22 protein-coding genes and 1 pseudogene are annotated in these 22,555 nt (G+C 44.1%); 2 read left to right on the top strand and 21 right to left on the bottom strand.

Annotated features, from left to right (window positions below):
* Nucleotides 1–16: 16 nt before the first annotated feature.
* The 20 genes from OGY13_RS06025 to OGY13_RS05930 all read right to left on the bottom strand — a co-directional run bounded on the left by OGY13_RS06025 (nucleotide 17) and on the right by OGY13_RS05930 (nucleotide 19,673).
* The gene (locus tag OGY13_RS06025; protein ID WP_007372249.1) at nucleotides 17–3,535 is read right to left on the bottom strand and encodes a conjugal transfer protein TraG N-terminal domain-containing protein; all 3,519 of its coding nucleotides are present in this window, start codon (nucleotides 3,533–3,535) and stop codon (nucleotides 17–19) included.
* Between the two features lie 14 nt (nucleotides 3,536–3,549).
* Nucleotides 3,550–4,992, bottom strand: a complete 1,443-nt coding sequence (locus OGY13_RS06020) for a conjugal transfer protein TraH (protein ID WP_009653894.1) — start codon at nucleotides 4,990–4,992, stop codon at nucleotides 3,550–3,552.
* Nucleotides 4,989–6,089 (bottom strand): conjugal transfer protein TraF, encoded by a 1,101-nt coding sequence (gene traF, locus OGY13_RS06015; RefSeq protein WP_007372246.1) that lies wholly within the window; start codon nucleotides 6,087–6,089, stop codon nucleotides 4,989–4,991. The genes OGY13_RS06020 and traF overlap by 4 nt, the downstream gene beginning before the upstream one ends.
* Entirely contained in the window at nucleotides 6,067–6,405 is a 339-nt protein-coding gene (locus OGY13_RS06010; RefSeq protein WP_024196083.1) for a hypothetical protein, read from the bottom strand. Before OGY13_RS06010 ends, traF begins: the two co-directional genes overlap by 23 nt.
* A 216-nt stretch (nucleotides 6,406–6,621) precedes the next feature.
* Entirely contained in the window at nucleotides 6,622–7,143 is a 522-nt protein-coding gene (locus tag OGY13_RS06005) for a hypothetical protein (RefSeq protein WP_007372245.1), read from the bottom strand.
* A gap of 21 nt (nucleotides 7,144–7,164) precedes the next feature.
* Nucleotides 7,165–7,554, bottom strand: a complete 390-nt coding sequence (locus OGY13_RS06000) for a hypothetical protein (protein ID WP_016241575.1) — start codon at nucleotides 7,552–7,554, stop codon at nucleotides 7,165–7,167.
* A 24-nt stretch (nucleotides 7,555–7,578) separates the two neighbouring features.
* Nucleotides 7,579–7,839 carry a hypothetical protein gene (locus OGY13_RS05995; RefSeq protein ID WP_016241576.1) on the bottom strand — a complete coding sequence of 87 codons (261 nt, stop codon included), beginning with the start codon at nucleotides 7,837–7,839 and terminating at the stop codon, nucleotides 7,579–7,581.
* Between the two features lie 27 nt (nucleotides 7,840–7,866).
* Nucleotides 7,867–8,088, bottom strand: a complete 222-nt coding sequence (locus OGY13_RS05990; protein WP_007372244.1) for a hypothetical protein — start codon at nucleotides 8,086–8,088, stop codon at nucleotides 7,867–7,869.
* 33 nt (nucleotides 8,089–8,121) lie between these two features.
* Nucleotides 8,122–8,349 (bottom strand): hypothetical protein, encoded by a 228-nt coding sequence (locus tag OGY13_RS05985; RefSeq protein ID WP_016241577.1) that lies wholly within the window; start codon nucleotides 8,347–8,349, stop codon nucleotides 8,122–8,124.
* A gap of 10 nt (nucleotides 8,350–8,359) precedes the next feature.
* On the bottom strand, nucleotides 8,360–8,668 hold the full coding sequence (locus OGY13_RS05980) for a hypothetical protein (RefSeq protein ID WP_016241578.1): 309 nt from the start codon (nucleotides 8,666–8,668) through the stop codon (nucleotides 8,360–8,362).
* Between the two features lie 55 nt (nucleotides 8,669–8,723).
* A complete protein-coding gene (locus OGY13_RS05975) occupies nucleotides 8,724–9,224 on the bottom strand; it encodes a hypothetical protein (protein ID WP_016241579.1) in 501 nt (166 codons plus the stop codon).
* A gap of 63 nt (nucleotides 9,225–9,287) precedes the next feature.
* Nucleotides 9,288–11,201, bottom strand: a complete 1,914-nt coding sequence (locus OGY13_RS05970; protein ID WP_007372243.1) for a VWA domain-containing protein — start codon at nucleotides 11,199–11,201, stop codon at nucleotides 9,288–9,290.
* A gap of 64 nt (nucleotides 11,202–11,265) precedes the next feature.
* Nucleotides 11,266–12,621, bottom strand: coding sequence for a DUF3150 domain-containing protein (locus OGY13_RS05965; protein WP_009653892.1), 1,356 nt, complete (start codon nucleotides 12,619–12,621; stop codon nucleotides 11,266–11,268).
* Between the two features lie 59 nt (nucleotides 12,622–12,680).
* Nucleotides 12,681–13,760: an AAA family ATPase gene (locus tag OGY13_RS05960; protein ID WP_007372241.1), complete on the bottom strand. Its 1,080-nt coding sequence runs from the start codon at nucleotides 13,758–13,760 to the stop codon at nucleotides 12,681–12,683.
* Nucleotides 13,761–13,819: 59 nt separating this feature from the next.
* Nucleotides 13,820–14,197: a hypothetical protein gene (locus tag OGY13_RS05955; protein WP_007372240.1), complete on the bottom strand. Its 378-nt coding sequence runs from the start codon at nucleotides 14,195–14,197 to the stop codon at nucleotides 13,820–13,822.
* A 371-nt stretch (nucleotides 14,198–14,568) separates the two neighbouring features.
* The gene (locus OGY13_RS05950) at nucleotides 14,569–15,678 is read right to left on the bottom strand and encodes a lambda-exonuclease family protein (protein WP_007372239.1); all 1,110 of its coding nucleotides are present in this window, start codon (nucleotides 15,676–15,678) and stop codon (nucleotides 14,569–14,571) included.
* 57 nt (nucleotides 15,679–15,735) lie between these two features.
* The gene (locus OGY13_RS05945; protein WP_007372238.1) at nucleotides 15,736–17,292 is read right to left on the bottom strand and encodes a recombinase RecT; all 1,557 of its coding nucleotides are present in this window, start codon (nucleotides 17,290–17,292) and stop codon (nucleotides 15,736–15,738) included.
* 75 nt (nucleotides 17,293–17,367) lie between these two features.
* Nucleotides 17,368–18,132, bottom strand: coding sequence for a single stranded DNA-binding domain-containing protein (locus tag OGY13_RS05940; RefSeq protein ID WP_016241581.1), 765 nt, complete (start codon nucleotides 18,130–18,132; stop codon nucleotides 17,368–17,370).
* 366 nt (nucleotides 18,133–18,498) lie between these two features.
* On the bottom strand, nucleotides 18,499–18,999 hold the full coding sequence (locus OGY13_RS05935) for a hypothetical protein (protein WP_016241582.1): 501 nt from the start codon (nucleotides 18,997–18,999) through the stop codon (nucleotides 18,499–18,501).
* A 62-nt stretch (nucleotides 19,000–19,061) separates the two neighbouring features.
* Nucleotides 19,062–19,673 carry a hypothetical protein gene (locus OGY13_RS05930; protein ID WP_009653893.1) on the bottom strand — a complete coding sequence of 204 codons (612 nt, stop codon included), beginning with the start codon at nucleotides 19,671–19,673 and terminating at the stop codon, nucleotides 19,062–19,064.
* Between the two features lie 437 nt (nucleotides 19,674–20,110).
* On the opposite strand from OGY13_RS05930, the gene OGY13_RS05925 reads away from it, so the two are divergent.
* On the top strand, nucleotides 20,111–20,857 hold the full coding sequence (locus OGY13_RS05925; protein WP_009653890.1) for an AcaB family transcriptional regulator: 747 nt from the start codon (nucleotides 20,111–20,113) through the stop codon (nucleotides 20,855–20,857).
* Between the two features lie 48 nt (nucleotides 20,858–20,905).
* Here OGY13_RS05925 and OGY13_RS05920 read toward each other — a convergent pair whose 3' ends face one another.
* Nucleotides 20,906–21,973, bottom strand: a complete 1,068-nt coding sequence (locus OGY13_RS05920) for a TraU family protein (RefSeq protein ID WP_007372234.1) — start codon at nucleotides 21,971–21,973, stop codon at nucleotides 20,906–20,908.
* A gap of 298 nt (nucleotides 21,974–22,271) precedes the next feature.
* On the opposite strand from OGY13_RS05920, the pseudogene OGY13_RS05915 reads away from it, so the two are divergent.
* Nucleotides 22,272–22,541: pseudogene (locus tag OGY13_RS05915) on the top strand (transposase); the annotation flags it as partial.
* Nucleotides 22,542–22,555 lie beyond the last annotated feature (14 nt).

Genomic DNA, 22,555 nt, shown 5'->3' with positions numbered 1-22,555 from the left:
AGGGCTTTATTGCGAATCACTTACTCGATGAAATTATCATGTCGTCATTTCCACCACTATGACCTCCATTGTTCTCTTTATTACGTGGATGCACAGGTACATACTCCTGATGCGACTGGGTTGCACGTGCAGGTGGCGGATCACTGAACATTGTACCTCCGTTATTTGAATCACTATGACCACCAGCGCCTTGGGTATTAATGTTTGTTGTCTCAGACCCACCATAGTTTGAGTTCTGGTTTAAACCATTATGACCTTCAGCACCTTGGGCATTAACGGTCATTGTCTCAGCCTCGCCGTATCCCTGGTTGTGGGTTCCCATCGCGTAAGGGACGCCATCACCCACAGCAGAACCTCCATTTGATGCCTGATGCATCCCTCCAAGGTTGTTGGCCATGCCACCGGTGTTGTATTCGTGGGTTTGGCGATCGGTATTCAGTGCAGTAGTAGCCTGTTGAATAATGGAGCCATCATTGGCTGAACGGTCTAAACCGGCATTATCAATACGGGCTGCAATACCACGGGCAAGAGCAGTATTTCCGCCCATAACCGTTCCATTGTCATTTTCACCACCCGTCGCGAGTTGAATACGTGCCATCATGTCACTGCGGGCCTGGGAAAGTTGTTGCTCAGACGCTCCAGCTTTAGTCATGGCGTAGTAGTTCACAATAGAATCTCGCGCCGCTTCGCGGTTTGCATCTCCACCAAGCGGAATTTCCCCAGCGATGGTTCTGGCCTGATCATGTACCTGTTCATATACCGGGCTTTCTTTGAACGCATTACTGACATGAGAAACGAGTTTATTAAAATCGCCAGTAATACCGCCAAGATTATAGTGGTTGTTTTCGAAATCATTTGCGGCGGTGTTACCCGCTTTCGTCATGACTTCACCCTCATTTCCCTTGTGAATTTGCTCAACTGCACCGCTATTCTGTCCCCCGACAGTATTAACCTGGCCTTGCCCATAACCATCAGACGATGACGCATGTGCTTCACCAAGCGCTCCGTAAGATCGGCCTGTTACTGCATTAACGGAGTTGCCAACGTCCGCTGCACCAGCAACTGCGCGGCCACCAGCGCTTTCAGCTCCACCACTCACGCCACGGTATTGCTCAGATGCAGTTGTCGTCAGTACTGGGCTGGAATCAGCGTTAATGAACCCGGCTTTGGCAGCTACTGCACCGGCAACACCAAGTTCACTGGCTGCTTTGAATTGAGCAAAGGTATGCGCGTCTTCGTGAGTCATACCTAAAGAGGTCAGGCTCGCTGCATCACCGGCGATTTTGCTGGACAGTTCCGGGTGCGCCGCGAGGGTTTGAGTCAATGTTGCTTGTGCATCATGATTACGACCAATGGCTGTAGCAAGTTGCGCAGCATTCATTGTCTGGCCCATTGAGGTACTTGAAACGAAGGAGTTTGCTTCCTGGAAGTTCTTTTGTGCGGACTGCATTCTTTGATTTGCCTCAGCAAAAGAACGAGTCGATTGAGAACTCTCACCTTCTTGCGATAAGGACTGGTACATCGCACTTGCTGCGGTATTGACGATGCGTGACTGGGTCGCACTGTCTATTTTGTGCGACGAGGCGCTGTCTGTAGAACCGTACTTAGCACTGTTGTCATTACTCAGGCCACTGCTTTCTGCCTCTGAACGTGACATTCCACCTTTAACACCAACACCAGCACTTGAACTTCCCGCACCGCCACCGACACTCACATCACCTTTGGCGATAGAGACAAGCGCCTGCATATCAGAAATACCTTGTTCTTTAGCCACAGAACTGACAAGGGCACGATCTGAGCTGCTCAGGCTGGCAAATGCTGCATTGGAAGCGTCACTATAAACTTGCGAATGTCCACCAGAATTCATGTTACTGGCCACCTGGCTAATCATTGCTCCAGATTGGGCAGTCAAGGAACTGGATGCTGAATCTAGTTCTTGCTTAGCGCTGGACAGGTTGTGAGTAGCGACCTTTTTCATGTCAATGGCAGGGAGAGTGCCAGAAGACCCACCCATGATAGTTCCTTGTGTTGGGTTAAATTCAACATCGGAACCACGACTGTTTATCGCAGGAGCGTTGGTGACATCAGGTGCGAGAGTTTTAGTATCGGCAGCTGAAGGTGCTGCTGCTGAGCTTGCAAGAGAGTTAAAGGCAACAGAACTGCCCCAGACAATGAATCCACCCAGGGCCGGGATCATCGCGTATAAATTACCAGCAAGACCTATACTTTTTTGAGTCTCAAACAGGAGCTGATAAAGCTGAGCAAAGCTAAGTCCGCCAGAACCCGAACTGACAAGAATTTGGCTTGACGTATCACGGATACTGTTTAACACATACATGTTGACGACCGCTGCGAGGGGAAGCCAAGTCCATGTCCAGATGATAACGAGGAAGTACTTCATCACCAGTCGCAAACCCATAATACCCAGACCGAAAAGGAAGGCCATAAATGGTGCGAGTGCGTATATTATTCCCTGGAAAATCGGCATAAATGAACCCATCCAGCTCAAGAATGATGAACCAGAAGAAGACCATTGGAATGCCTGTTGAGTCATGGTTTGGGCGCGAGTTACAGCAGCAGTACCACGAAATGAGCTTTCGAGTCCGTACATTGGCAGTTCCCTGAAATGAGGGTACATGACCAACATCAATTGGAAATCACGAATATCAGTGCCACTTATGTTGAAGAAATTCAGTACTTCCTGGGCTTTTCCTGAACCTGAGCATGGCGCACCACCGCAAGTGCGCCCGGATGCGGTATAAGAGCTGGCAAAAGCTGAGTCCAGGCTAGAAGCGTTCTGGGTAGCGAGTCCTTTAAGTTTCGTGTACGCGTCAGAACAGGTATAAAGTGAGCCCCCATTTGAAGATTCTTCAGTACTGGTAGACCAGCCGCTACGTACATTGTCGTAAATAACAACCCGCTGGAAGGAATCGTTCGAGGCTAGCCCTGATACACCTTGATTAGAGCGATACATTGAAGCAAAGGTTTTAGACCCACGAATAATATCGTTGCCTACGCAGTTCTTCACATAGTTTGAAACGCTTGCGTCCAGATCACCGTAAGCACCAGTTTGACCCGTCCAGCGCATTGGCGTTTTCAATGTGTCGTATAAAGTGGCCAGAGTGAAAAGGGGATCCAGAGACCCATACTCAGTCATGCTTGGGACAGAAAATGCCTGCTCCATCTTCTCGGTAGTTGCATACCCAACAGTAGACAGTACAGATGCGGCAACGGCTAATCCCGCTGGTACATTATCAACAGCACGAAACTTACCCGTTGTAACATCTTCAATGTTGGTGCGCATCGATACACTGAAAAACAGGTAATACATCACGACGGCCACACACATATGAGAAAGGGATAATGATTTCCCGGCTGATATAGCAGCAGCAAGCACGACACAAATTACACCAATGAGTGCTGAAATCCTAAACAAGGATCCGTAAGTGCCATCATTCAATAACATGGCAACGGAATTGAATATATTATAAATAAATTCAATGTTGCCAACAGTATATACGTTCCATTCACTCATATTAAGTTACCTTGTTAGAGCGAGCCATCAAGAGAACCTTCAGATTCATAATGAACCTGCGGAAGCGTTGTCATATAGTTGCTGAATGATTCAGGTATACGGGCCTCGCCACCATAACGGGATATCATGGCGTTATAGGAGACATACAGATTTTGCCTTGCCTTTTCGATTAGCTCTCCAGCATCCTTATAATAAACTGACGCCGATTTATCATTTTCCTGCTGGAGCCGTGCGCCGGTCGCAGCAGCCGTAAGCATTTCGCTGAGGTAGTTATAAGCAGCTGAATAGGCTATGACAGGAGATAGTTCACGTATATAGGAATAAGATGCGGCTAAATCATGACGTGCAATTTGAGTCGCTTTACTGGTAGCACCAGCTACGTTGTAGTAGTTTGCTTGCCGTAATTTAGCATCCCCAGGGTTTGAACCAGTTCTGGCCGAGCTCAAATATCCGTTATCGATAAAGAAGAGTGTGATATTGGCAGCGAGACCTTTAATTATTTTGGTCTGTTTTTTGGGATTCTCACAAGTACTAGTCTGACCTGAACAAGACCAGAAATCGAAACTATCATCACCATTTATAAAAGAATCCAGGACATTTGAAGTTGCGAGTGGAGCAATCCTAACCACACTCTTTTTAGCTGACCCATCTTTATCTGTACCCAACTGGCTACCGACGATGATGGTGCCGGTCATAGACATAATAAGTTCTTTTTGCTCATCTTCGGAGCCGATGAATTGATTACTAAAGCTACCATTCTGGAGCAAACACCACACAATGTTACCGTAATCGTCACATGCCTTTCTTTTCCCTGCCTCTTGTTTTTGTACGTCGGGTGCTTTACCACCACCCATATTGCCCCACATGGCTTTAAATTGGTCTGAGAGGCCATCAGAGGACAGCTGAGAAGATACAGCAGCCTTTGCACTGTCACCAAATGCAGAGGCAGTGTCGACTAACAACCCCTTCGCTAACTGACACGAATTTGCGGTCAGATCGTTCATCTGCTGGATGATTGCCTGCATTTTCGAAATAGCATTATCCAGAACGGCATCCATAGCGTTCAGGGCCAACTGGAAAGCTAGACCGGCAGCATTAGAAGCAATATTACGTAGCATCTGGACGAACTGATCAGCGTTGATGAACGAGAATGACCCGCCGAAAAGGTCTATCCCTCCACATCCTCCCGACGCAGAAGGGAGACTAATACTAATAGGTGTCAATGTACGGAGCTTATTACGTAGAACAAATCCGCCACCGGTATATCCATCACGTGTAACGCTCTGATAATCACCGGGAGCTGTAACATTCGACATAGAGCCGAACATACTGTCTAGCTGAGTACTAATGCTGGTGGCCTCGCATTGAAAAGCTGTCAACCCGGAGAGGCAGATAGAAATTGCAAGAATGTTTCTACGGAATACATTCTTTATATTATAGTTGCGCGAAATCTTCATTTTTCCCCCGGGTTATTAGCATTTGGGTTAGGTGTCGAACCGTAGCCAGCTTTAGCTTGTATATATTTGATAAACTCATCAGGTTGTTGAGTTAGGTCTTTAGGCATGTCATTCAGAATGTTTGAGTCGATATAGCCGGTATCGTTATATGGCAAGGTGCTCTTATATTGCTGGTCAGAAATGATCCCTGCATCGTGGGCAATAAGGACTGTTCTTGAAATTAACTGGTCTGCACTGATAGGCCCAAATGAGACAATGCGTGTTGTAGATGGCGGGATTGCCAGAGCTATCGCAGGTGCGTTTGATATTTGGAGCTTTGATGCCTGGCCAGAATCAGGCCTCCAGTCCGGGTAAATATTCCCTGGAAGAGGTTTACCATCAAGTGAAATTGGGATGACCTTCATGTCTGTCATGAAACTAAACGTATTCATAACAGAAGCTTGCTTTACGCATATGGAGCAGTTTTCCCCACGGAAGAAGAAAAACAATCCTGCTTTTGTCGCTACGTCTTTTATGACCGTTCTCGAATTGTTTTCAGCTTCATTCGATTGATCCATTGCCCCAAATGTTGAGGTTGAGCGGCGGCTATTCTCATCTATGAGGGGGTCGGTAGAAGTAACCAACCTAGCCATATCAGTAAAGCGGCTGGCTTTATCCAGCATAATGCGTTGGGCCAGAAAATATGCCCTAACGTTTTCTTGGGTAGGATTGTCGATGGCCTGGTTGCGTAGTTTCTGAATGTTTTCATTAAACCAGGCTACGGTGAACGGAGCCGGGCCGGGCTTTTCAGTTGCGGCAGGTTCTGGAGTCGACTCCATAGGTGTTTGAGCAACCTGTTTAGGCGTTTCTTGAGGCGGTAAAGTCGGCGGAGGAGGTAACTTCACTGGCTTTTTCTTCACTGGCTCAGGTGGCGATTTACGCCAGAACCAACCTTCCTCTTTTCCATTCAGAAATGCCTGACCACCAGCGAGGTCGTCACTGGTGGTCTGAGGGGATTGAGACGTTGGGGTGTTACCCTCATCCGCAAGAACTGAGGTAGAAAAAGCAAATCCCACTAGCAGGGGAATAATGATTTTAGTTAAAAATTGATATTTCATCGGAATTACCCTCGGAAATTATTCTTGCGATAGACTCCGTCCAGAAAAAGCTATTTTTTCCACTAAAGACCCTTGCACTTTCAAGTTGGCGAGTTAATGCATAATGCCTATATCTGACCTGTCCTATACGTTTGGCTACACTATCCGACTTAACACCAATTTCGGAGCAAGCCTCATCGAGAGTCATGCGTGTTCCATATTTACGCAACAGCTCATCAGTAACTATGTTCTTAGGGTCGTCGTTAACTAATACCGCAGGGATTTTGTGTGCTGGCATAAGCATTGCCCTGTTATGAGAACATTTAAGTGTCTTCATAAAACTCCCTTATCAGAAATACGGACGGCATTACGATTAGTTTGCCATATGGGTTAAAATAACAAGTTCAAAAATGGCAACGTTTTGACTGTAAAAATCAAAAGTAATTTTCATGTGCATCCGTTTTGTTTACATGATTTGAAATCAGCAAATACAAAAAAACCCAGTCCGAAGACTGGGTTTTTCTGTGTTAGCTAATTAAAAGAATTAGATGCTTTAAAGACCAAAGTTATCTTTAAAATGGCCTTGGTTCTTCCAGGATGAATTCTCCATCACACAGCATTCAAATACTGTATTCAGGCCGTCATCTGGAAATTTAAGGGCATCGTTGCCTATACGAATGATGTTACCGATGAGTTCACGGGCTAACTGAGAATTACGCAAGAAACGCGTAAAGAACTCATTGCTGATATGTTTGCCCAGGTTATAAGCAAATTCAAGCAACGTTGCATCGTTAGCAGTCAGCACCGCACCAGATTCAGATGCGTAATAAAAAACATTCTCTTGGCAACCGAGGTTTTTCATTGCGCGGAGAAACAACATTTCTCCTTCCATATCCATAAGGCGAAAAATTATATCAATATCAGATTCATCGTTTACGACAGCACCGACAGCATCATAAAGTACGGCAGCGGGAGCTTGTTCAAACTCATCACGTTCGTAATTCATCAACATACGGTTTTGTGCGTTATTAAAGCTATCAATATGATCTGATTTAGCAGTAGTTGAAGTATACATGAGTGACTCCTTAGAAATTTTCTACCAGACAGTTTGTTCTTTCATGAAGTCAGCCTCATTCGCTATAAAGCGTTTTGCTTCATTCATCGCCGCATCGAAATGTTTATTACCCAACTTACGTCCTAGATCAGTTATCTGTTCAACAAGAAGAGCACATTCAGGGTGAGTAAATCGTCCACCACCTTGGCAGTAAGTTAAACGAGTAACCAGCATTAATGCCTTCGACTCATTTTGTGTTACATGAAAGATGGTTTTCTGAGTTCCTATCCCTCGTTCGTTCAGAATATTAATGGTATCCATATCGGCGAGTAGTAACCTTAAGTCCTGCAAATCTCTATCGATTGAATGAGGTCGCAATGACATATCGCCAGACACAAAACCATAGATATCCTCGGTTTCAGAATGAAACATATATACCTCGATAAATTAAATGAATTAGAAGATACCCGGCTTACACCGCAATAGAGCATTAAATATCTGCTCACGAGCCTCAGAAGGATTTACTTGTTTTGCAATTCCTTCAATCCACTCATCAACCGGCAATCGGGTAAAATGATGGTCTGTATTGCGAATCCTGATTGCAATGACAGCCCAGTGAGCGAGAGCATACTGAATATAATGCTTATCGCCTTGTGCAACTTCACCGCGTATTCTGGCGGTGCGGTTGTTATACTCTATCAACGCGCAGCCACTCATACAGACTCCAGTTATTAATCTATATAGTTAAAAGACAATTCCATCATCAATCGCCGTCAGGCTTTCGATCTTTGAAATGTCGATGAAGTTAAATCGTCGTACATTGTTTGCAGTAATAATCCGACCGTCATTAAGCTGAATGATCTCACTTTCTTTATCAGAACGTGATGGCCATGAAGCGATAACAGAGTCTTCAGTAATTACATAATGCCGACTATTTGATATAAACAAAATGCATGGGATATCCATTAAATGAGACTCCAGACATTCAGTCTTTAAAGATTAAAATTCTGTAGTACCAATCCATACATCATTAATATATGCATCGGCCCCAAACTCAACACCACAAGGCTGTACTTTATCCAGGGTTTCGAACGTCCATCCTTCTTCAGGAGGCCATTGGAAAAGCAATGGCGCTCCATCCAAATATTTTATGGCGAGAACCCCATGACGAAGAGGTGCGAGGATATCTGTTTCACCGGGTCTCACTTTAACCCAATAATGAATCATGATGTCACCTTTATTGATTTACCCGAGGAATGAATTGGGTTTGGGTGGTTATATCAGACATGAGTTCATAAATCTTGTATGGCCACCAATTTGAATCCATATCACGGAAGAAATGAACCTCAGTGATATCGGGACACATCGGATGCCATAGGTTAAAAACCATAAGTTCAGATGCCTCAACCTCAATGAACTGATTGATTGAGGTTTTCCTGAACTCATTCGTGGAAATAAACCCTATTAGATCCTCCAATTGATTAAGCAATAAACCCGCTTGTAGCAGTTCAGAGGAACTATCGAAGTCATGTTTTAAAATATTCATGTTAGTCTCCAGCGTGGCACGAAAAAAACGCTGACCGAAGTCAGCGTTTGTATTATTACAGAGGTTTATTCTTAAGCGGCTTCGCAGCCTCTTTAGGATAAGTGTGATAAAACGCTTTTCTGTATTTTTCGTATCCAATACGTTGGGATGCAACATGTTCCATATTAGTGGGAGCAGTAAAGTGATGACACGCAATCAGTCTTGCTTGTTTTGCCAATTCACTTGACCACTCGTGCAGGATTTCCATCCGGGTTTCGAATGGATCAAGACCCGCTATTTTGCAGCAACTCGTAAATGAACATAAGTCTTCCTGATTTTCTTCCGAACAAATCCAGAGGATTTCATCCACACGCTGCTCACCAGTACTACGGTATGCAGTCATGATATATATACTATCCCGAATTATTTCGTAAGCCATCTTTGATGAAAAACGAAGTTCATAATTATGTTCTGAATCGGCTGATATCAGATCATATTCACTTTCAGTGGCATCGAAAATACTCATGAATGAGAGTTGATTTTCGTGAACCACTTTAGATTTTGCGGTTGCAGACATAATGATCACCTTTAAAATAAATTAAATTAATTTAGAAAGCTAAAACGGAAATTAAAATACAGATTAAGACATGAGAGCTTTACGGGTTACTTCAAAGAGTTTGCTACGTAAGGCAGAAACAGAACCGACAGAAACACCGGTATCACCAAAAAGACTTTTCATCATGCGGTCACTGGCATCACCGAAACCGATGCCAATAACGATGATGTCATCATCTTTAGCGCTTTGTATCATCGCTCGCGCAGAAGCCATATCATCAGGCTGGCCATCAGTTGCTATAACCAATACATGGCGATCCGCTTTAGCTGACGTCAGGTCTGCAAGTGCAGGCCATAACGATTCGCAAAGAGGAGTACAGCCTTGCGTACCAATACCAAACTGATGAGTTCCTATAGCTGTCCGTAAAGTTTGCTCCCGTCCTTTTAACAGACCTACGCTATTATGTGCGGCGTGTGGGAAATGGTATGCCGAGGTAGTTACCCCCTGAATACCATCGAGCGCATACAACATTGATACAACAGCGGCTTCAGCCTCTTTAACCGACCGGCTCATTGACCCGCTAGAGTCCAGCAGGATAGTAAAAGCAGAACTGACATCTACTGCCTTGGACTTATGTTTAAAAAGACGCGTATTGCCCAGCATGGCACTGGTAACCAGTCGAGAATCAAGCTTACGACCAGTTTCACGATGTGTTCTTCTCACCGCTCTTACACCCTGTAACAACCCATGAAGTGATTGGCGTAACCCGGTAGCCATCTGCACCCCTAAACTTACGGATGCATTACCGGTATCGTGCCGCTTCGCAGGTGCTACTGAATATGGAGTAGGTGAAACGATACGTTGATGCGGTGGTACTTTGTCTTTGATTAACTGATTGAGCTTATCTGAAGTGTTCTGTCCAGTACGGCCAAGGTCATTCGATGTGGTTCCTTCGAAAGGGTCTTTACCGCCCTGGGACATGTTAACGACAGAAGCTTCACCCGAAGCATTTGAGCCCGGTTGGGAAGCTCCGGCTTTGTTGTCACCAGAGTCGGAAGCAGGAGTATTACGATTAGCTGACGTTGACGATGAGTTATCGTTTTCATCATCGCTATCGTTTTGCCCATGTTCTTTATCTGGTGCGCCACCGGTATTACCATCAGGATCTGAAGAAGGCCCATTCTGACCGGCTGACGATGACGGCGAGCCGCCATTACCGCCTGAACTTACAGTCTGGCCATCCCCATTTTTGTCAGAACTGTCGGATGACTGGCCCGGCTCTGACGAACTGTCATCGCCTTTGCTGTCACCATAATCAGCGCCCTGATTATCATCCTGCGGAGGTTCTTCTTGCTCATTAGTTTCGTTAAATGCATCTACTGCGAGGTCATATAACCGACATGCAACTTCAAACACCTTTTTAATCGAGGTTGCTTGTACTGCTTCAGCCATAACCGTCATAGCTTTGTCGTACAGCTCCAGCCCGAAGATGCGTTCAAAGTCTTCACGCACTTGCTTTGTTGGGATAGTTAAACCGTTGAAGCGGTTCAAACCACAAGTAAGCAGGGTATCCAGAAATACCGATGAAGCTTTATCACAGGATTCCGCTTCTTCACTGAACAAAAAATGATTCAGTGAATTGAGATACTTCAATGTACCTGGATAGCGACAACTCATCGCACGTTCAATGCGCAAATCTTCGCAAAGATTGACCAGGTGTCTAAGTACCTCAACGTTGTATTTATCCGACTCCATATGCTCTTGAATGAATATCTTAAGATCACCAAAATCAGTGAAACGGATATGTGCTGCTTCATGTACGGCATACCCTAATAACGGATTTGCCAACATTTCAGCGTCCTTGAAGAATGGAAGGTTAATAAGAAAACCAGCACCAGTCTCCGTAGCATATGCTTCATTGCCGCCAACAGAAACATTAAGACCAATCTGAGAGCTTAATGCACGTGCGACAATAGGAAGGGAATTATAAATACCCATATATACCTCACAATAAATTTAAATAGATTAATTAGAAAAAAGGCCCGGAGTGGGCCTTTTATTTTTAAAACACCATTATTGTTTCGTCATCATCGAGTGAAGACGAAATTACAATTTCAGGCTCTTTTCCATCAATGACTTTTTCAGAATCCAAACCCGAAATAAGAGCTGAGTCTGGCAGAGAGCGGGGTACAATCGAATCACCGCCCAAAAATGAATCATCATCGACCATAACCGCACTAAACGCCGGTATTACAGCGTCATTAACAATTCCATGCTCCTGGGTATCGGACAAGTCGTTAACGTCAGTATCAGCCGACGTATTAACCGGTTCGATTGCCAAAGACGTATCAGCTGAACCATTGATTTCTACCAGAACAGATGGGGCTTCAGCGAGTGAATCAACGCTTTGCAATCCGATCGGATCTTCTACTACCACAGCAGATGCAAACGCATCTGTATGCGGAGGAGGAAGCGTTTCTACCTGAACCTGAGTTGCCGAAATGGCCGCTAAAGTCATGGCATCATCATCTCCAATAAGGTTCATTGAAAGTGATGGGTCAATCGCATCGTTACCATCTGTAGTACTGGCTGATGACAGCAGTTCTACAAACTGTTTTGCATGAATTGGGTCGCGTAGGTTATTGAGGAGAGAGAGAATGTCGTTATAAGGTTTGCCCGTCACTTTGCCGGTTAGCGGAATGTCTTTCATTACCTGATTAACATAGTCGCTAAGAGACTGGACGCTTGGTGCGATGAAAGCTAGGGAAGCGAGTTTATCGCCGCAGCGGCGTAAAGGATTTAGTGTGTGCTGAGAAAACGCATCGGGGTTCCTGTTTTTAAGGAAACCTTCAACAACATCAGCCACATCCTCATAAACTTCATCCGCTAAACTTTTAACTTGCCCAGTTAAACCATCCTGAATGACACTGTTACCATAAGGTGTGATATGAATCGCAGTAAAGCCAAATTGTATCTGGCTATCCATATAAGACAAATCGATCGCAGCATCACGCAAAAGTATAGAGCGATACTTTTCTTCAAAAGAATTAATCCAGCTATTAAAATCAGCTTTCATAAATTCCTTTTTGTAATCGTAAAACTCGCCCTTAAGTACATTCAGTTTACCAATTAAATCATTAACCTTGTCGGCTGGAATTGCATAGCCTCCCATAAATTTAATACCCGCTTCAAGACATAAAGCGTGAGCTGAATTCTTCTTGCGGGTAAATGGATTGATGAGTTGTGGGTCAATGATTTTCTTGCTACCTAATGAAACAAGTACATCAGGTGGCAAATCAGCACTGTTACCAAGATCTTCTCTTTTCAGCTTACGACGACCACTAATACTGGTGATATCAGAAAGAGAAACGAGAATAAGTTGTTCCAGAACCTGAGTGGCATTGGATTTGATAGTCATGACATACCTCATTAATTTAAAATTGATTTAAAAAGAATTAAAAAACCCCAAGCGGGGTTTTATTTAAGTGCTTCAGAACCGAATACAGCTTCAACGATGAGATGCAAAGATTTTTTATCATCTGCTGATGCACGATTACCAATCTGATAATCGAAAGCTGTTAATAATGCACGTGGCATCTTTGCAGCTTTCATCATTGAGTAGCGGTCAAGCCAGGCCACCAGCGAACGAGTTGAACACGTTACTGATAAACGAGTGTCGGGAAGAACACCGTCCGGGAGTTTTGCACTGTTAGTATTGACACTAGTGTCAATTTCACCGGTGATATTCTTGCCTACAAAAAGACCGCGAATCATATTCGCAACGTCAACAAATTTCTCCGCGACTTTGGTGTCGGGGATATATTTGGTAATCAATTTAGTCTCGGTTTCTTTTGGCATATAGTCAGCAGTGATAAACATATAGCGGTCAAGGTTGGCCACATTTAATGTTTTCACACCGCCATAAACGCCAGTAAAATCGCCCTGACCAATTGAGTTAGCCGTTGCAACAAATCTGAAGTTCGGGTGCTGTTTAATTACCTCGTTGGTTTCAGGAATAACTAAATTCCCTCCTTCGAGGATGGCGTTAAAGGCATTGGCACAGGATGGGTCTAATTGATCGTACTCATCGAGTAGGAAAATCAGTCCATACTTGTACGCCAGCGTCAGTGGGCCATGAACAAAAACAGTCTTGGTATCACCGGTCAGTTCATTACACTGAAGCCGGAGACCGCCAATGAGATTGTTAATATCCAGGTCTTGTGAAGCTGTAGTTTTCATGACAGGCCAGTTAAGTCTTGCTGCTACTTGTTCGACAACACTGGTTTTGCCACAACCTGTTGGGCCAGAGATCCACAGAGACTGATTTTGTGGATAGTTAATCCACATCAGTACAGATGAACGCAAATACGCTTCAAAAACATAGTCGTCATTCTGTTTAGGCACGAATGCACTAAATGGATTGGCTGAGTCAAATCCCTGGAACGGTTTAACTTTATCCATCTGATGATCTGGAACAACAATACCAAATACAGAAGGGTGGACAGGTGTAGAGCGCGCCATGATTTCAACAGACAGGTTTGCGAAATTAGTAGTCATGATATACCTCATTAAATTAGATAGATTTAAAAATTAAAAATTAATTAAGAAGAATGATGTTATGCAGCAATATCAGCACGTACTAAATCGACATGCTTATAATTGCGGCTAACACTGCCACTGTTATCAACACTGGTAACCTTTGGTGCATACGTTACATAAGAAACGATGCCTCTGGCTCTCAATGCAGAGACCAGAACAGGCATAAAATAGGTTTTGGCATAAACAAGTACACCATCAGCCTTATATTTATTACAGAGTGATGTAGCGATTTCAGCAAATTCTTTAGCTTTATCGGTCATAACATCTTCTGAAGGACAGGTATTAAAGGTCAACAGTTCACGTAATGCGTGTGATACTTGCTGATCGACATCAATAACGCCCATTTCCCGTTGTTCTGGGGATGCAAGATATGCAGTCATATTTACAAGAAACATGATCAGACTCCTCATTTAAAAAGATTAGTGAATTAGATGAATTAGGCCTTGCATGAAGGCTGAAGTTAGGTACTAGTTTCAGTTTGGGAGTGACTGAGGCACTTGTTGTTGTCTACGTGACAACAAAACACCTTTTTCGACGGACAAAAAAGCCTGCCGCTTATGAGAGCCGCAGGCTATCGAATTTGTTTAGGCGAAAGAAATCCTTGTGAATACCAGGAGGTATTCAGGAGTGGCTTGAGCGCCGAATTTAGAAGGTGTTTAAAGGCAGTTGCCTGAAGTTAAGCGGACTAAGCCGCTATTTAAAGATAATAAAGGATGTGTAATTGGTCAAGCAAAAAAAAAGCCCAGTTTTAAACTGGGCTCAATAATTAAAAAACAACGTATTGTTGGGCTGAGTCTGTCTCTTCTGCACCAGGAGATACCAGTACGGAAGTGTCATCCAAAGGAATGTAGACAGTATCAGTCAGAGTTGATTTATATTCATAGGTACTTAACGAATTTCGTACCGATGACTGACCGTAACATTCTGGATGATGTTTGGGGTCAATAGATAATTTATCGCAGATTCGTTTGTAGCTCGGTTTTTCCGGTACGCGAGACTGAAGAAAACGAAAGCCAAAGCCATCGATTCTAACCAGCTCGTTATAGGAAAAGCCAATAGAAGCACCTAGACCCTGGATCAATAAATTGACCGCGTTCTGGTATTCTTCGAACTGCTTTTTCTTTAAAGCCAACTCTTTCTCCATCTGCTGCAATGTTCCAACTTGTCTGGCTATGTCTACCACACGAGCTTCGAGGTCGTCTGGAAGCTTAAAGCCTTGTGTCTGAGACATGATTTCAGGGTCAGAGATAAGCAAAATATCTTTTTCCTTATCAAACGGTAGAGCTGTTTTTGTCTGAACCTTATTCCAGAAGTATTCGCAGGCAACCTGGACTCGATAAAACGCTTTCTTCGAAGGCATAATTTTAAAGACCTTGGTCTGGTCAGTGGCCGACCAAAACACAAGATACGCCTGGGGTGCGCCTGTTGTCAGCAGCTGGTGCTGAACTTGCCAGTAGTAATAACGGAATTCTGGCGATTTGGTTTCAAGCTGAAGAATAGAAAGATGTTTGCTCTCGCAAAGATTCTTTATCTCAAGGATTGAACCATCGTCGAACTGCCCATCCAGCGAAGCAATCATGTAAGGATACTTTTTGTTCCTTACACAGAAAGGCAGGGCGATTTGTCCAATCTCTTTTTCGCAGTAACTTCTGGCAAGTGCTTCAAGCTTTTTACCAGCATCAACCTGTTTAATGACAGAAAGGTCTTCTGCCTTAATCAGGCCAGCGTATTGCAAATAGAGTTCGTAGGGCGTTTTAGTTGCACCAGCCTCCTCTAACAGAATAGGGGAGCATGTTGCTGTCACACCAGTTTTACGCCATTCGAGCCATTCCTTTGAGCCCTGCACAACATCAACGACTTCATAAATGTCAGACATAATGATCACCTTAAGATAAATTTAGAAAGTTAAACCGGCAGTTTCCTGCCGGATAAGTTAAGCGGCCAGAAGATCTTCAATAAGACCTTCTACCATTTCTTTTAGAGGGGGAAATGTCACATTGTTGAGAGCGGCATTGAGCCTCACAAAATCAGATGTATTAACAGCCTCAAGATATAACTTGTGTATTTCCATTGATTCGGCTTGGACTTCACCGACCCATTTGGCCGCGTCGGTTTTAAACTCACCCTTACCCATTTTTTCGATGAAGTTAAGTACTTGAGTAAAATCGAAGCTACCTACTGCGTTAGTTAAATGATTTTTGAGAAGTGACCGACGGGATTTTTCTAAAGATAAGCGAGCGAATGCCAGCTCACTTTCATTCAGATCGAAACTGCTTTTTGCATCGTTTAAAATAGTTTCGTATCCAAGCGTCTTTTCTGCCCGGCTTACTAACTTTTTAATTCTGCGTTCAGCCCATTTTCTGACCCCGGGATGCTCAGACATTTCTTCATTGGACTGCCCATTGGTTTCTCCGGGTGGAGGGAGAATATCATCAGCCGAACCATTTACGTCAGCTGGAGGTGTATTTCCCTCAGCCGTATCGTAAACATCGGTTGGTGTATTGCTCTTGATGTCCTGCTGCTCGGTTGAATCAGGTTCTTCAGGGAGCTTATTAAACTCACCTTCAATAACTTTATCATCAGACTTTGCAGTTCGGATTGTAGTATCCGTATTACCAGCCGTCCTGGCTTCTTGTCTAACCTCCATTTCAGCTTCAGCAGCTGCGACGGGTATTGTTGCTGTACGGAAACCTTCACCACCAGCAGTGTTCAGATATTCAATCATTGAACTCAGGCGAGTACGGTTACCAGGAATTAAGTGTATGGTCTGCTTAATAGCTGACTTGAGCACCATCTTCCAAGGGAACTGAGTCCACGGTGAATACTGCCGTTTCTCCACTTTTGCCCAAGATTCGGATTTCGCCCGAGATTGAGCTAAATCCTGAAGGTCAATGAAAAATACCAGATGACGTCCATCCTTCATTAAATAGTCGACATAAGCCCCCCTGAACATGCCTCGATCTCCTAAAGCACCCTGATCGGTGTTTGTGAGAACGAGTCCCCCTTTATAAGCAAAGGGGTCAAATTCGTGGTCTGGGCTGGAACGACGACCATTGGTTTTAAATGAGTCCTTTTCAAAAACTAATTCAGCCACAATGTCTTCGCATAAACCTTCATCGGTGGCCATCCTGCTGAGCCCAATATAGGACACGTCAAGAATGACACGACCATCGCGTGGAACCAGGTAAGCCTGCTTCTGCGCCGGGTCAAGAGTAAGGCCGCTACTTGCAAGCTGAAGGAATGCTGTTTCGAAGGACTTTGGATTATTAACTGCTATGTCAGCCAAGTAGTTATTATTGTTGACAATATGTTTTGCAAAAACGCATTCACGTTCGAATGAGATGTGAGGTGAACTGGAACCTGCGGATGCAAACATCTTTTCGAGCGACAACATATGTCGAGCAATGCTGTCTATCTTAACGACAATATCGGTGTTCCCTTTATTGTTGTTTGAGAATGAACCAGAACTACGTGATTTATTTGAGTACATATATACCTCATTAAATTAAATAAATTATAAGATTAAAAAAGAAGAAGGTTGCTGAGGAATCAGCAACCAGTCATATCAACCGCGAACTGATGAATATGCGTTAGTTAAAGTTACTTGCCCGGAGGAGCTTAATTTTTCATTAAGTTTCATACGAGCTACAATAACGGCTGCTGTCGAATTATCGGCTGGCAGATTTGTCCAGGCTTGCATGTTGACAGGGTGCTTAGAGGTTGCGGCTTGCGGACGTGATGTCTGCACGGCTCTATTCTTAGCATCCAGCTTCGGCGAAGCTTCTGGTATCTTCTCTACTGAATTTTTATTGTTGTCTGGTGATACAGACTCTTTTCCAGGGTGCAGCTGCTTTTGCTCGGCATATACTGTTCTCCATTTTTCAGAAGCAGTTCTTACCTCTTCATCAGACATTTTCTGCCACTTCATATCGTCCTTAAGTTTTTGCGCTACTTGAGGGGATAGCGAAGTGACGGTTGATGTAGATGGTGGCTTTACAGTTTCATTTGCACGGGTATCTATTGATTGACCAGTCTGAATGATTCGAGCCATGAAAACATGAAACTCAGTCCTCATTTGGTCAATACCATGTTTTGTATAACGGAATGATCGAGCTAATGCTTCGATATACAGTTCGGTATTCATTTGAATATTATCGCGTAGAAAATCCGCGACTTTACCAAATGCTTTTATCGAATAGAACTCGGTCTGAGACTTGCCGCTAATGGACATGTCACAGCGCAAACGGAAATAAATATATGAATCTGCATTGTTAGATGCAGGCACATATTTAGGTTCTATCGCAACAATACCCTTTGCTCTGGATTGCATAGTTTATACCTCATAAATTTTTAAATTAAAAAAGTTAAAATGATTTAGTGCTATAGGCACAAAAATTAGAAAGATTTGTGAAGCATCCAGTTAGAGTGCTGGACTCACTGTATCCTCAACAAGAGGAAAAACACCTTTTTCGACGGCGCAGAAAACACGATGCATGATGCACCGTGTGTCGAATTCTATGGGCGTAGGGAAGCCGTGCGAATGAACTTATTCATTCAGGGATGGCGCGTTGCCGAAATAAAGAGTGTTAAAAGAAGTTAAGCGGGATGCCCGCGATATAAGATTATGATACGACGTTTGGTTGGTCAATCCAGAAAAGAAAAAAACCCAGCTTTCGCTGGGTTTTTATAGGGAGGTTTAGCATAACAAGCGTTCCAGACGCTTCCATGTTTGGATTGCCATGTCGGTTGAAGCATCTGATATCTCTTTATAGAGATCAGTATTTCGCCGTTCATAGTAACCTGGAAAGGTGAGCCTATGCAGGCAATCATCTAACTTTGAAAGATCTCCAAAGTCGTGAGCGCCTACATTGATTTTTGCTCTGATTGCCAGTATATCTCCCTCTATTTTCATGAGCTCAATGAGCTCATGCATTTCGAAGAAAATATTAGACTGATAACGACCAGCATGTTCTTCGCATTCGATGCTATCGCATACGTCACATACTTCAGCGTTACAGGAATGATAACCGCAGTGATTACACGTATAAGAGAATCTCTGGTTTATTGCCCCTGCAACACAGTCTTCATAAATCCGATGTCGGCAGTCTTTCCCACAATTTTCACACTCTGCAATCATTGTGTAATCATCCAGTTCCATACCACCCGGCTCAATGCTACTACCATAGACAATTGTCATAATATACCTCATATATTTAAAAGATTAAAAAGTTAAGGCTTATAGCCTGAATTAAGAATATTTTAGCTTTCGGCGAGTACTTGCATAACCCAAATGCCGCGACGTTTTTCGTTAAGGAGAGTACGATACCCTGTAACCTTACCGCTTTCGTCAAACACTTGTGCTTTGTCGGTTCTTACTTCAGACTCTTTCCAGACTGAAACAATATCACCAACTTGTGCTCCACAAGTCTCAACAGCATTTTTGAGCCCAACAGCCCAAATTTCATGGTCTTTCCCACCACTACGTATTGTGACTAAATACGATTTATCGTTATTAGGATCGTGTTTCCAGTTTTCGAGACCGTGGTAAACAAGCTTTCCTTCAAAACGATGGTTTGCATATTTGGCTTTGTCATTATTTGACCCAGCCCGAGAAACACCTTCAACCATGTTTCCATTAGTTGCTTCATTAGATTTTTTCCCAGACTTGGTAAAGAATGAATTATAAATAACGAGTAAAGCAACAACTACACATACAGTCGCGGTAACAAAACCGAGACCAGTGAACAGTAAACCGCGTTCCGTTATAAAAATTGCCAGCCAGATTGGGCCAAGGAATCTGATATATTCGGCACGGTAATACACAGCACCAAAAAATACGATACCTGCCATTAATGAGATTGGGTCAGACATAGATCACCTATAAATTTAGAATGCGAAAATTTAGCTACCTAAAAGGTAAACTAAACGGATGTACACAAAACTGCACATCTGTTGATTCGCTGGAGTTAAAAGGATTAACAATTTTTTTTGTTTGGGATTGAGAACCAAAATACCCGTTTGGGTAAGCAAAGAGACATGTCAGGTTTAACCTAAACACATCAGAGATGCTCGGGCCTGTAGAAGGCGTAGTTAACCCGGGAGGAGGTCATCCGGTGGGCGCTGGTTGAGCGCGAAATTAACTAGGAAGTTGTGCTGATGTCCGTCAGCTCGGTTCTTATTCATTTAAGCATATTGGTTTAATTTTTCAAGTCGGTTTTTCATGGTCATATTGCAGCCATTTTTCAATGACAACTATCCTGAGTTTTGGCCTAATCAATTGGCATACAAATTAACTCCGAGGTTCTGTTATGGCTAAAGCACCGGTACAAACCGTAAAACAAGCTAAAAAGAGTGGGGCTCAGGATAACCGAACCCCTAACTCTCGTGTCGAATATTCCAATCCTGAAGCTGTCGTGAAATTTACTCTTCACACCCAGGAAGGTATTCGGGTACAGTCCCGTAATTTTAACATTATCTCCCAGGCTCTCTTCAATCTGACCAATAACAGCCGAGCCCTTGAACGGCTTGGCACTAAATACAGTGGTGCGATTGAACGTACACTGAAGGCGGTTAACGAAGTAATCGACATGCCTGAGAAAGAACTGGAAAATAACATTGCTATTCTGAACCGTGCGGTAAAAGAAGAAGAAGAACGCAGCAGCCTCAATGAAGTCGGGTATACCCATCCAAAAGAACATGAGGTTCGCATCAGAACGCCGCAAGCGCTGCGGGTTATCCGCATTATTCAGAACTTTGATAAATTGCACCAGATCATCGATACCCTCTGGTTAAATAACTGTTTTAATCAGGATGAGGTCGAGGAGTTTAAGTCTCGTCTTCATAATCTCATTCGTGATCTGGCAGCATCACTCAAACGTCACGCGCAGGCATCTGCTGATGAGCTTAATCAGGCCAATGGCCGGGCCGCTGAAAAAGAATTGGCTGGAAGCACTGAGACAGAACCTACCCAGGTAGACCAGGAAACAAAGGTGTTGCAGGATGCCAGTAATGAAGCGAATGATGATCAGAATGAGGCCATTAAACGGCAGGCTTAATTCAACGAAAAACAGAAATTAAAAACCCTGCATTGCAGGGTTTTTTTATTACATTGTGCGGCAACAATCTACCCACTGGAAAATCATGTAGGTGCTGTCCTGGCCTTTACCGGTTGGATAACGGAAAGGCCCACCTTGCCATTGGTATGGGGACTCACCGACCTCATGACTGTTTTTTGTCTCCGGGGTAGGGTAGAACATATTCAATTTGTACTGTTGCTTTGGCAACGTTGGGTAAATCTTGGAGCGACAAACAGTATCGTTTCCCATCGAACGGTAGGCCAGTCCACGACGATGTTCTGCGGCCAGCATACGGATCCCGACCAGGCTGGTTGTTCTGGGGGCATCCATACTCCGTACCGATCCAGTTAAAGGATACTGCCCACCCCAGGAACCGGCACACCACCAAAGTGAGTCTATTGGCTGTTTACCTGCAAATTGTGCCGCTGCTTCACCGGCGCAAGCCTGCATTGCTATCACGTTAGCCACAGCTGCTGATTCCGGGTTCTGGAAGAATGCCAGCATCGTATTATTCCAGGTCGGGTCAATCTCCGTGAAATTAATGATATCAAAATCGCTGTATGGGTCGGCATTACATTGACCGGGTAGATACATATCCAACATTCTTAATAACGGCATAGCATACATATGTGCGTTGTAGAAACTTATTGAGAAACGCTCCCGCTGTTCCTCGGCTGCTCCATCGGTCTGCGGGCCAAACTGCAAATCATTACCAAGGTCGAGTGTTACCCCTCCTAGGGATGACATGCACCCGGGTGTTCTCGTTAACTCGATGAGCTTTCTCGGTTCCCACATCGCGGTCAATACACCCGGGTGATAGACGTTCAATCCATCCTTACAGGCACATACTGTCCCTGATGCTGCATTGTCAGGTGCAGTACCTGTCATCGACAGATTAATACCGGCAAGCTTTATCGGGAAAATACAGTTCCAGCAAACATCCGTAATGAGTTTCGCTGATAAGACTTGGTTATCATGACAGACCTTGTTCTGTACGGGTGATGAAACGTCAGCCGCAAAAACCGGCATAGTAAAAGCCAGACATGCGAGCACCAGGGTCTTGGGTGATTTCAGAACTGAGAGAATTTTTTTCATTTCAGCTCCTCAAAATCTTTGCGTGAATATTCATCATTAATGAATCGCTTACTGTCGGCTGTCACAACGCTGGGCACGTTTATCAAACCATAATGTTCGGCCATGCCTGGCTGAATCATGTATAGCCTTGCGAAGTCACCGTATTCTTTCTTGGTGTCACGGAAGGTCTGCCAGCCATCACCATACACGTTTGTCGTGACCAGTATTGGCGTGAGGGAGGCTGGTGTTGACCTGCTCCCCGTTGATTAGTACACCCCGATGTTAGTAATGTCTTCATAAGCCACATGAGGACATCCCCATGAAGAAGCGTTTTTCCGACGAACAGATCATCAGTATTCTCCGCGAAGCCGAAGCCGAAGCCGAAGCTGGGGTACCCGCCCGTGAACTCTGCCGCAAGCATGCCATTTCCGATGCCACGTTTTACACCTGGCGTAAGAAGTATGGCGGTATGGAGGTGCCTGAAGTTAAGCGCCTGAAGTCGCTTGAGGAAGAGAACGCCAGACTCAAGAAGCTGCTTGCCGAAGCCATGCTGGATAAAGAGGCGCTTCAGGTGGCTCTTGGGCGAAAGTACTGACGACAGAC

The organism is Citrobacter sp. Cpo045 (assembly GCF_030332875.1).
Lineage (GTDB): Bacteria > Pseudomonadota > Gammaproteobacteria > Enterobacterales > Enterobacteriaceae > Citrobacter > Citrobacter portucalensis.
Note: the sequence above shows the minus strand (reverse complement) of the source record. Positions and strands in the feature narration are given on the sequence as shown.

Excerpts from the sequence above, each read along its gene's own strand:
- OGY13_RS06025 (WP_007372249.1), bottom strand. The coding sequence starts at position 3,535 with ATGAGTGAATGGAACGTATATACTGTTGGCAACATTGAATTTATTTAT.
- OGY13_RS06020 (WP_009653894.1), bottom strand. The coding sequence starts at position 4,992 with ATGAAGATTTCGCGCAACTATAATATAAAGAATGTATTCCGTAGAAAC.
- traF (WP_007372246.1), bottom strand. The coding sequence starts at position 6,089 with ATGAAATATCAATTTTTAACTAAAATCATTATTCCCCTGCTAGTGGGA.
- OGY13_RS06010 (WP_024196083.1), bottom strand. The coding sequence starts at position 6,405 with ATGAAGACACTTAAATGTTCTCATAACAGGGCAATGCTTATGCCAGCA.
- OGY13_RS06005 (WP_007372245.1), bottom strand. The coding sequence starts at position 7,143 with ATGTATACTTCAACTACTGCTAAATCAGATCATATTGATAGCTTTAAT.
- OGY13_RS06000 (WP_016241575.1), bottom strand. The coding sequence starts at position 7,554 with ATGTTTCATTCTGAAACCGAGGATATCTATGGTTTTGTGTCTGGCGAT.
- OGY13_RS05995 (WP_016241576.1), bottom strand. The coding sequence starts at position 7,839 with ATGAGTGGCTGCGCGTTGATAGAGTATAACAACCGCACCGCCAGAATA.
- OGY13_RS05990 (WP_007372244.1), bottom strand. The coding sequence starts at position 8,088 with ATGGATATCCCATGCATTTTGTTTATATCAAATAGTCGGCATTATGTA.
- OGY13_RS05985 (WP_016241577.1), bottom strand. The coding sequence starts at position 8,349 with ATGATTCATTATTGGGTTAAAGTGAGACCCGGTGAAACAGATATCCTC.
- OGY13_RS05980 (WP_016241578.1), bottom strand. The coding sequence starts at position 8,668 with ATGAATATTTTAAAACATGACTTCGATAGTTCCTCTGAACTGCTACAA.
- OGY13_RS05975 (WP_016241579.1), bottom strand. The coding sequence starts at position 9,224 with ATGTCTGCAACCGCAAAATCTAAAGTGGTTCACGAAAATCAACTCTCA.
- OGY13_RS05970 (WP_007372243.1), bottom strand. The coding sequence starts at position 11,201 with ATGGGTATTTATAATTCCCTTCCTATTGTCGCACGTGCATTAAGCTCT.
- OGY13_RS05965 (WP_009653892.1), bottom strand. The coding sequence starts at position 12,621 with ATGACTATCAAATCCAATGCCACTCAGGTTCTGGAACAACTTATTCTC.
- OGY13_RS05960 (WP_007372241.1), bottom strand. The coding sequence starts at position 13,760 with ATGACTACTAATTTCGCAAACCTGTCTGTTGAAATCATGGCGCGCTCT.
- OGY13_RS05955 (WP_007372240.1), bottom strand. The coding sequence starts at position 14,197 with ATGTTTCTTGTAAATATGACTGCATATCTTGCATCCCCAGAACAACGG.
- OGY13_RS05950 (WP_007372239.1), bottom strand. The coding sequence starts at position 15,678 with ATGTCTGACATTTATGAAGTCGTTGATGTTGTGCAGGGCTCAAAGGAA.
- OGY13_RS05945 (WP_007372238.1), bottom strand. The coding sequence starts at position 17,292 with ATGTACTCAAATAAATCACGTAGTTCTGGTTCATTCTCAAACAACAAT.
- OGY13_RS05940 (WP_016241581.1), bottom strand. The coding sequence starts at position 18,132 with ATGCAATCCAGAGCAAAGGGTATTGTTGCGATAGAACCTAAATATGTG.
- OGY13_RS05935 (WP_016241582.1), bottom strand. The coding sequence starts at position 18,999 with ATGACAATTGTCTATGGTAGTAGCATTGAGCCGGGTGGTATGGAACTG.
- OGY13_RS05930 (WP_009653893.1), bottom strand. The coding sequence starts at position 19,673 with ATGTCTGACCCAATCTCATTAATGGCAGGTATCGTATTTTTTGGTGCT.
- OGY13_RS05925 (WP_009653890.1), top strand. The coding sequence starts at position 20,111 with ATGGCTAAAGCACCGGTACAAACCGTAAAACAAGCTAAAAAGAGTGGG.
- OGY13_RS05920 (WP_007372234.1), bottom strand. The coding sequence starts at position 21,973 with ATGAAAAAAATTCTCTCAGTTCTGAAATCACCCAAGACCCTGGTGCTC.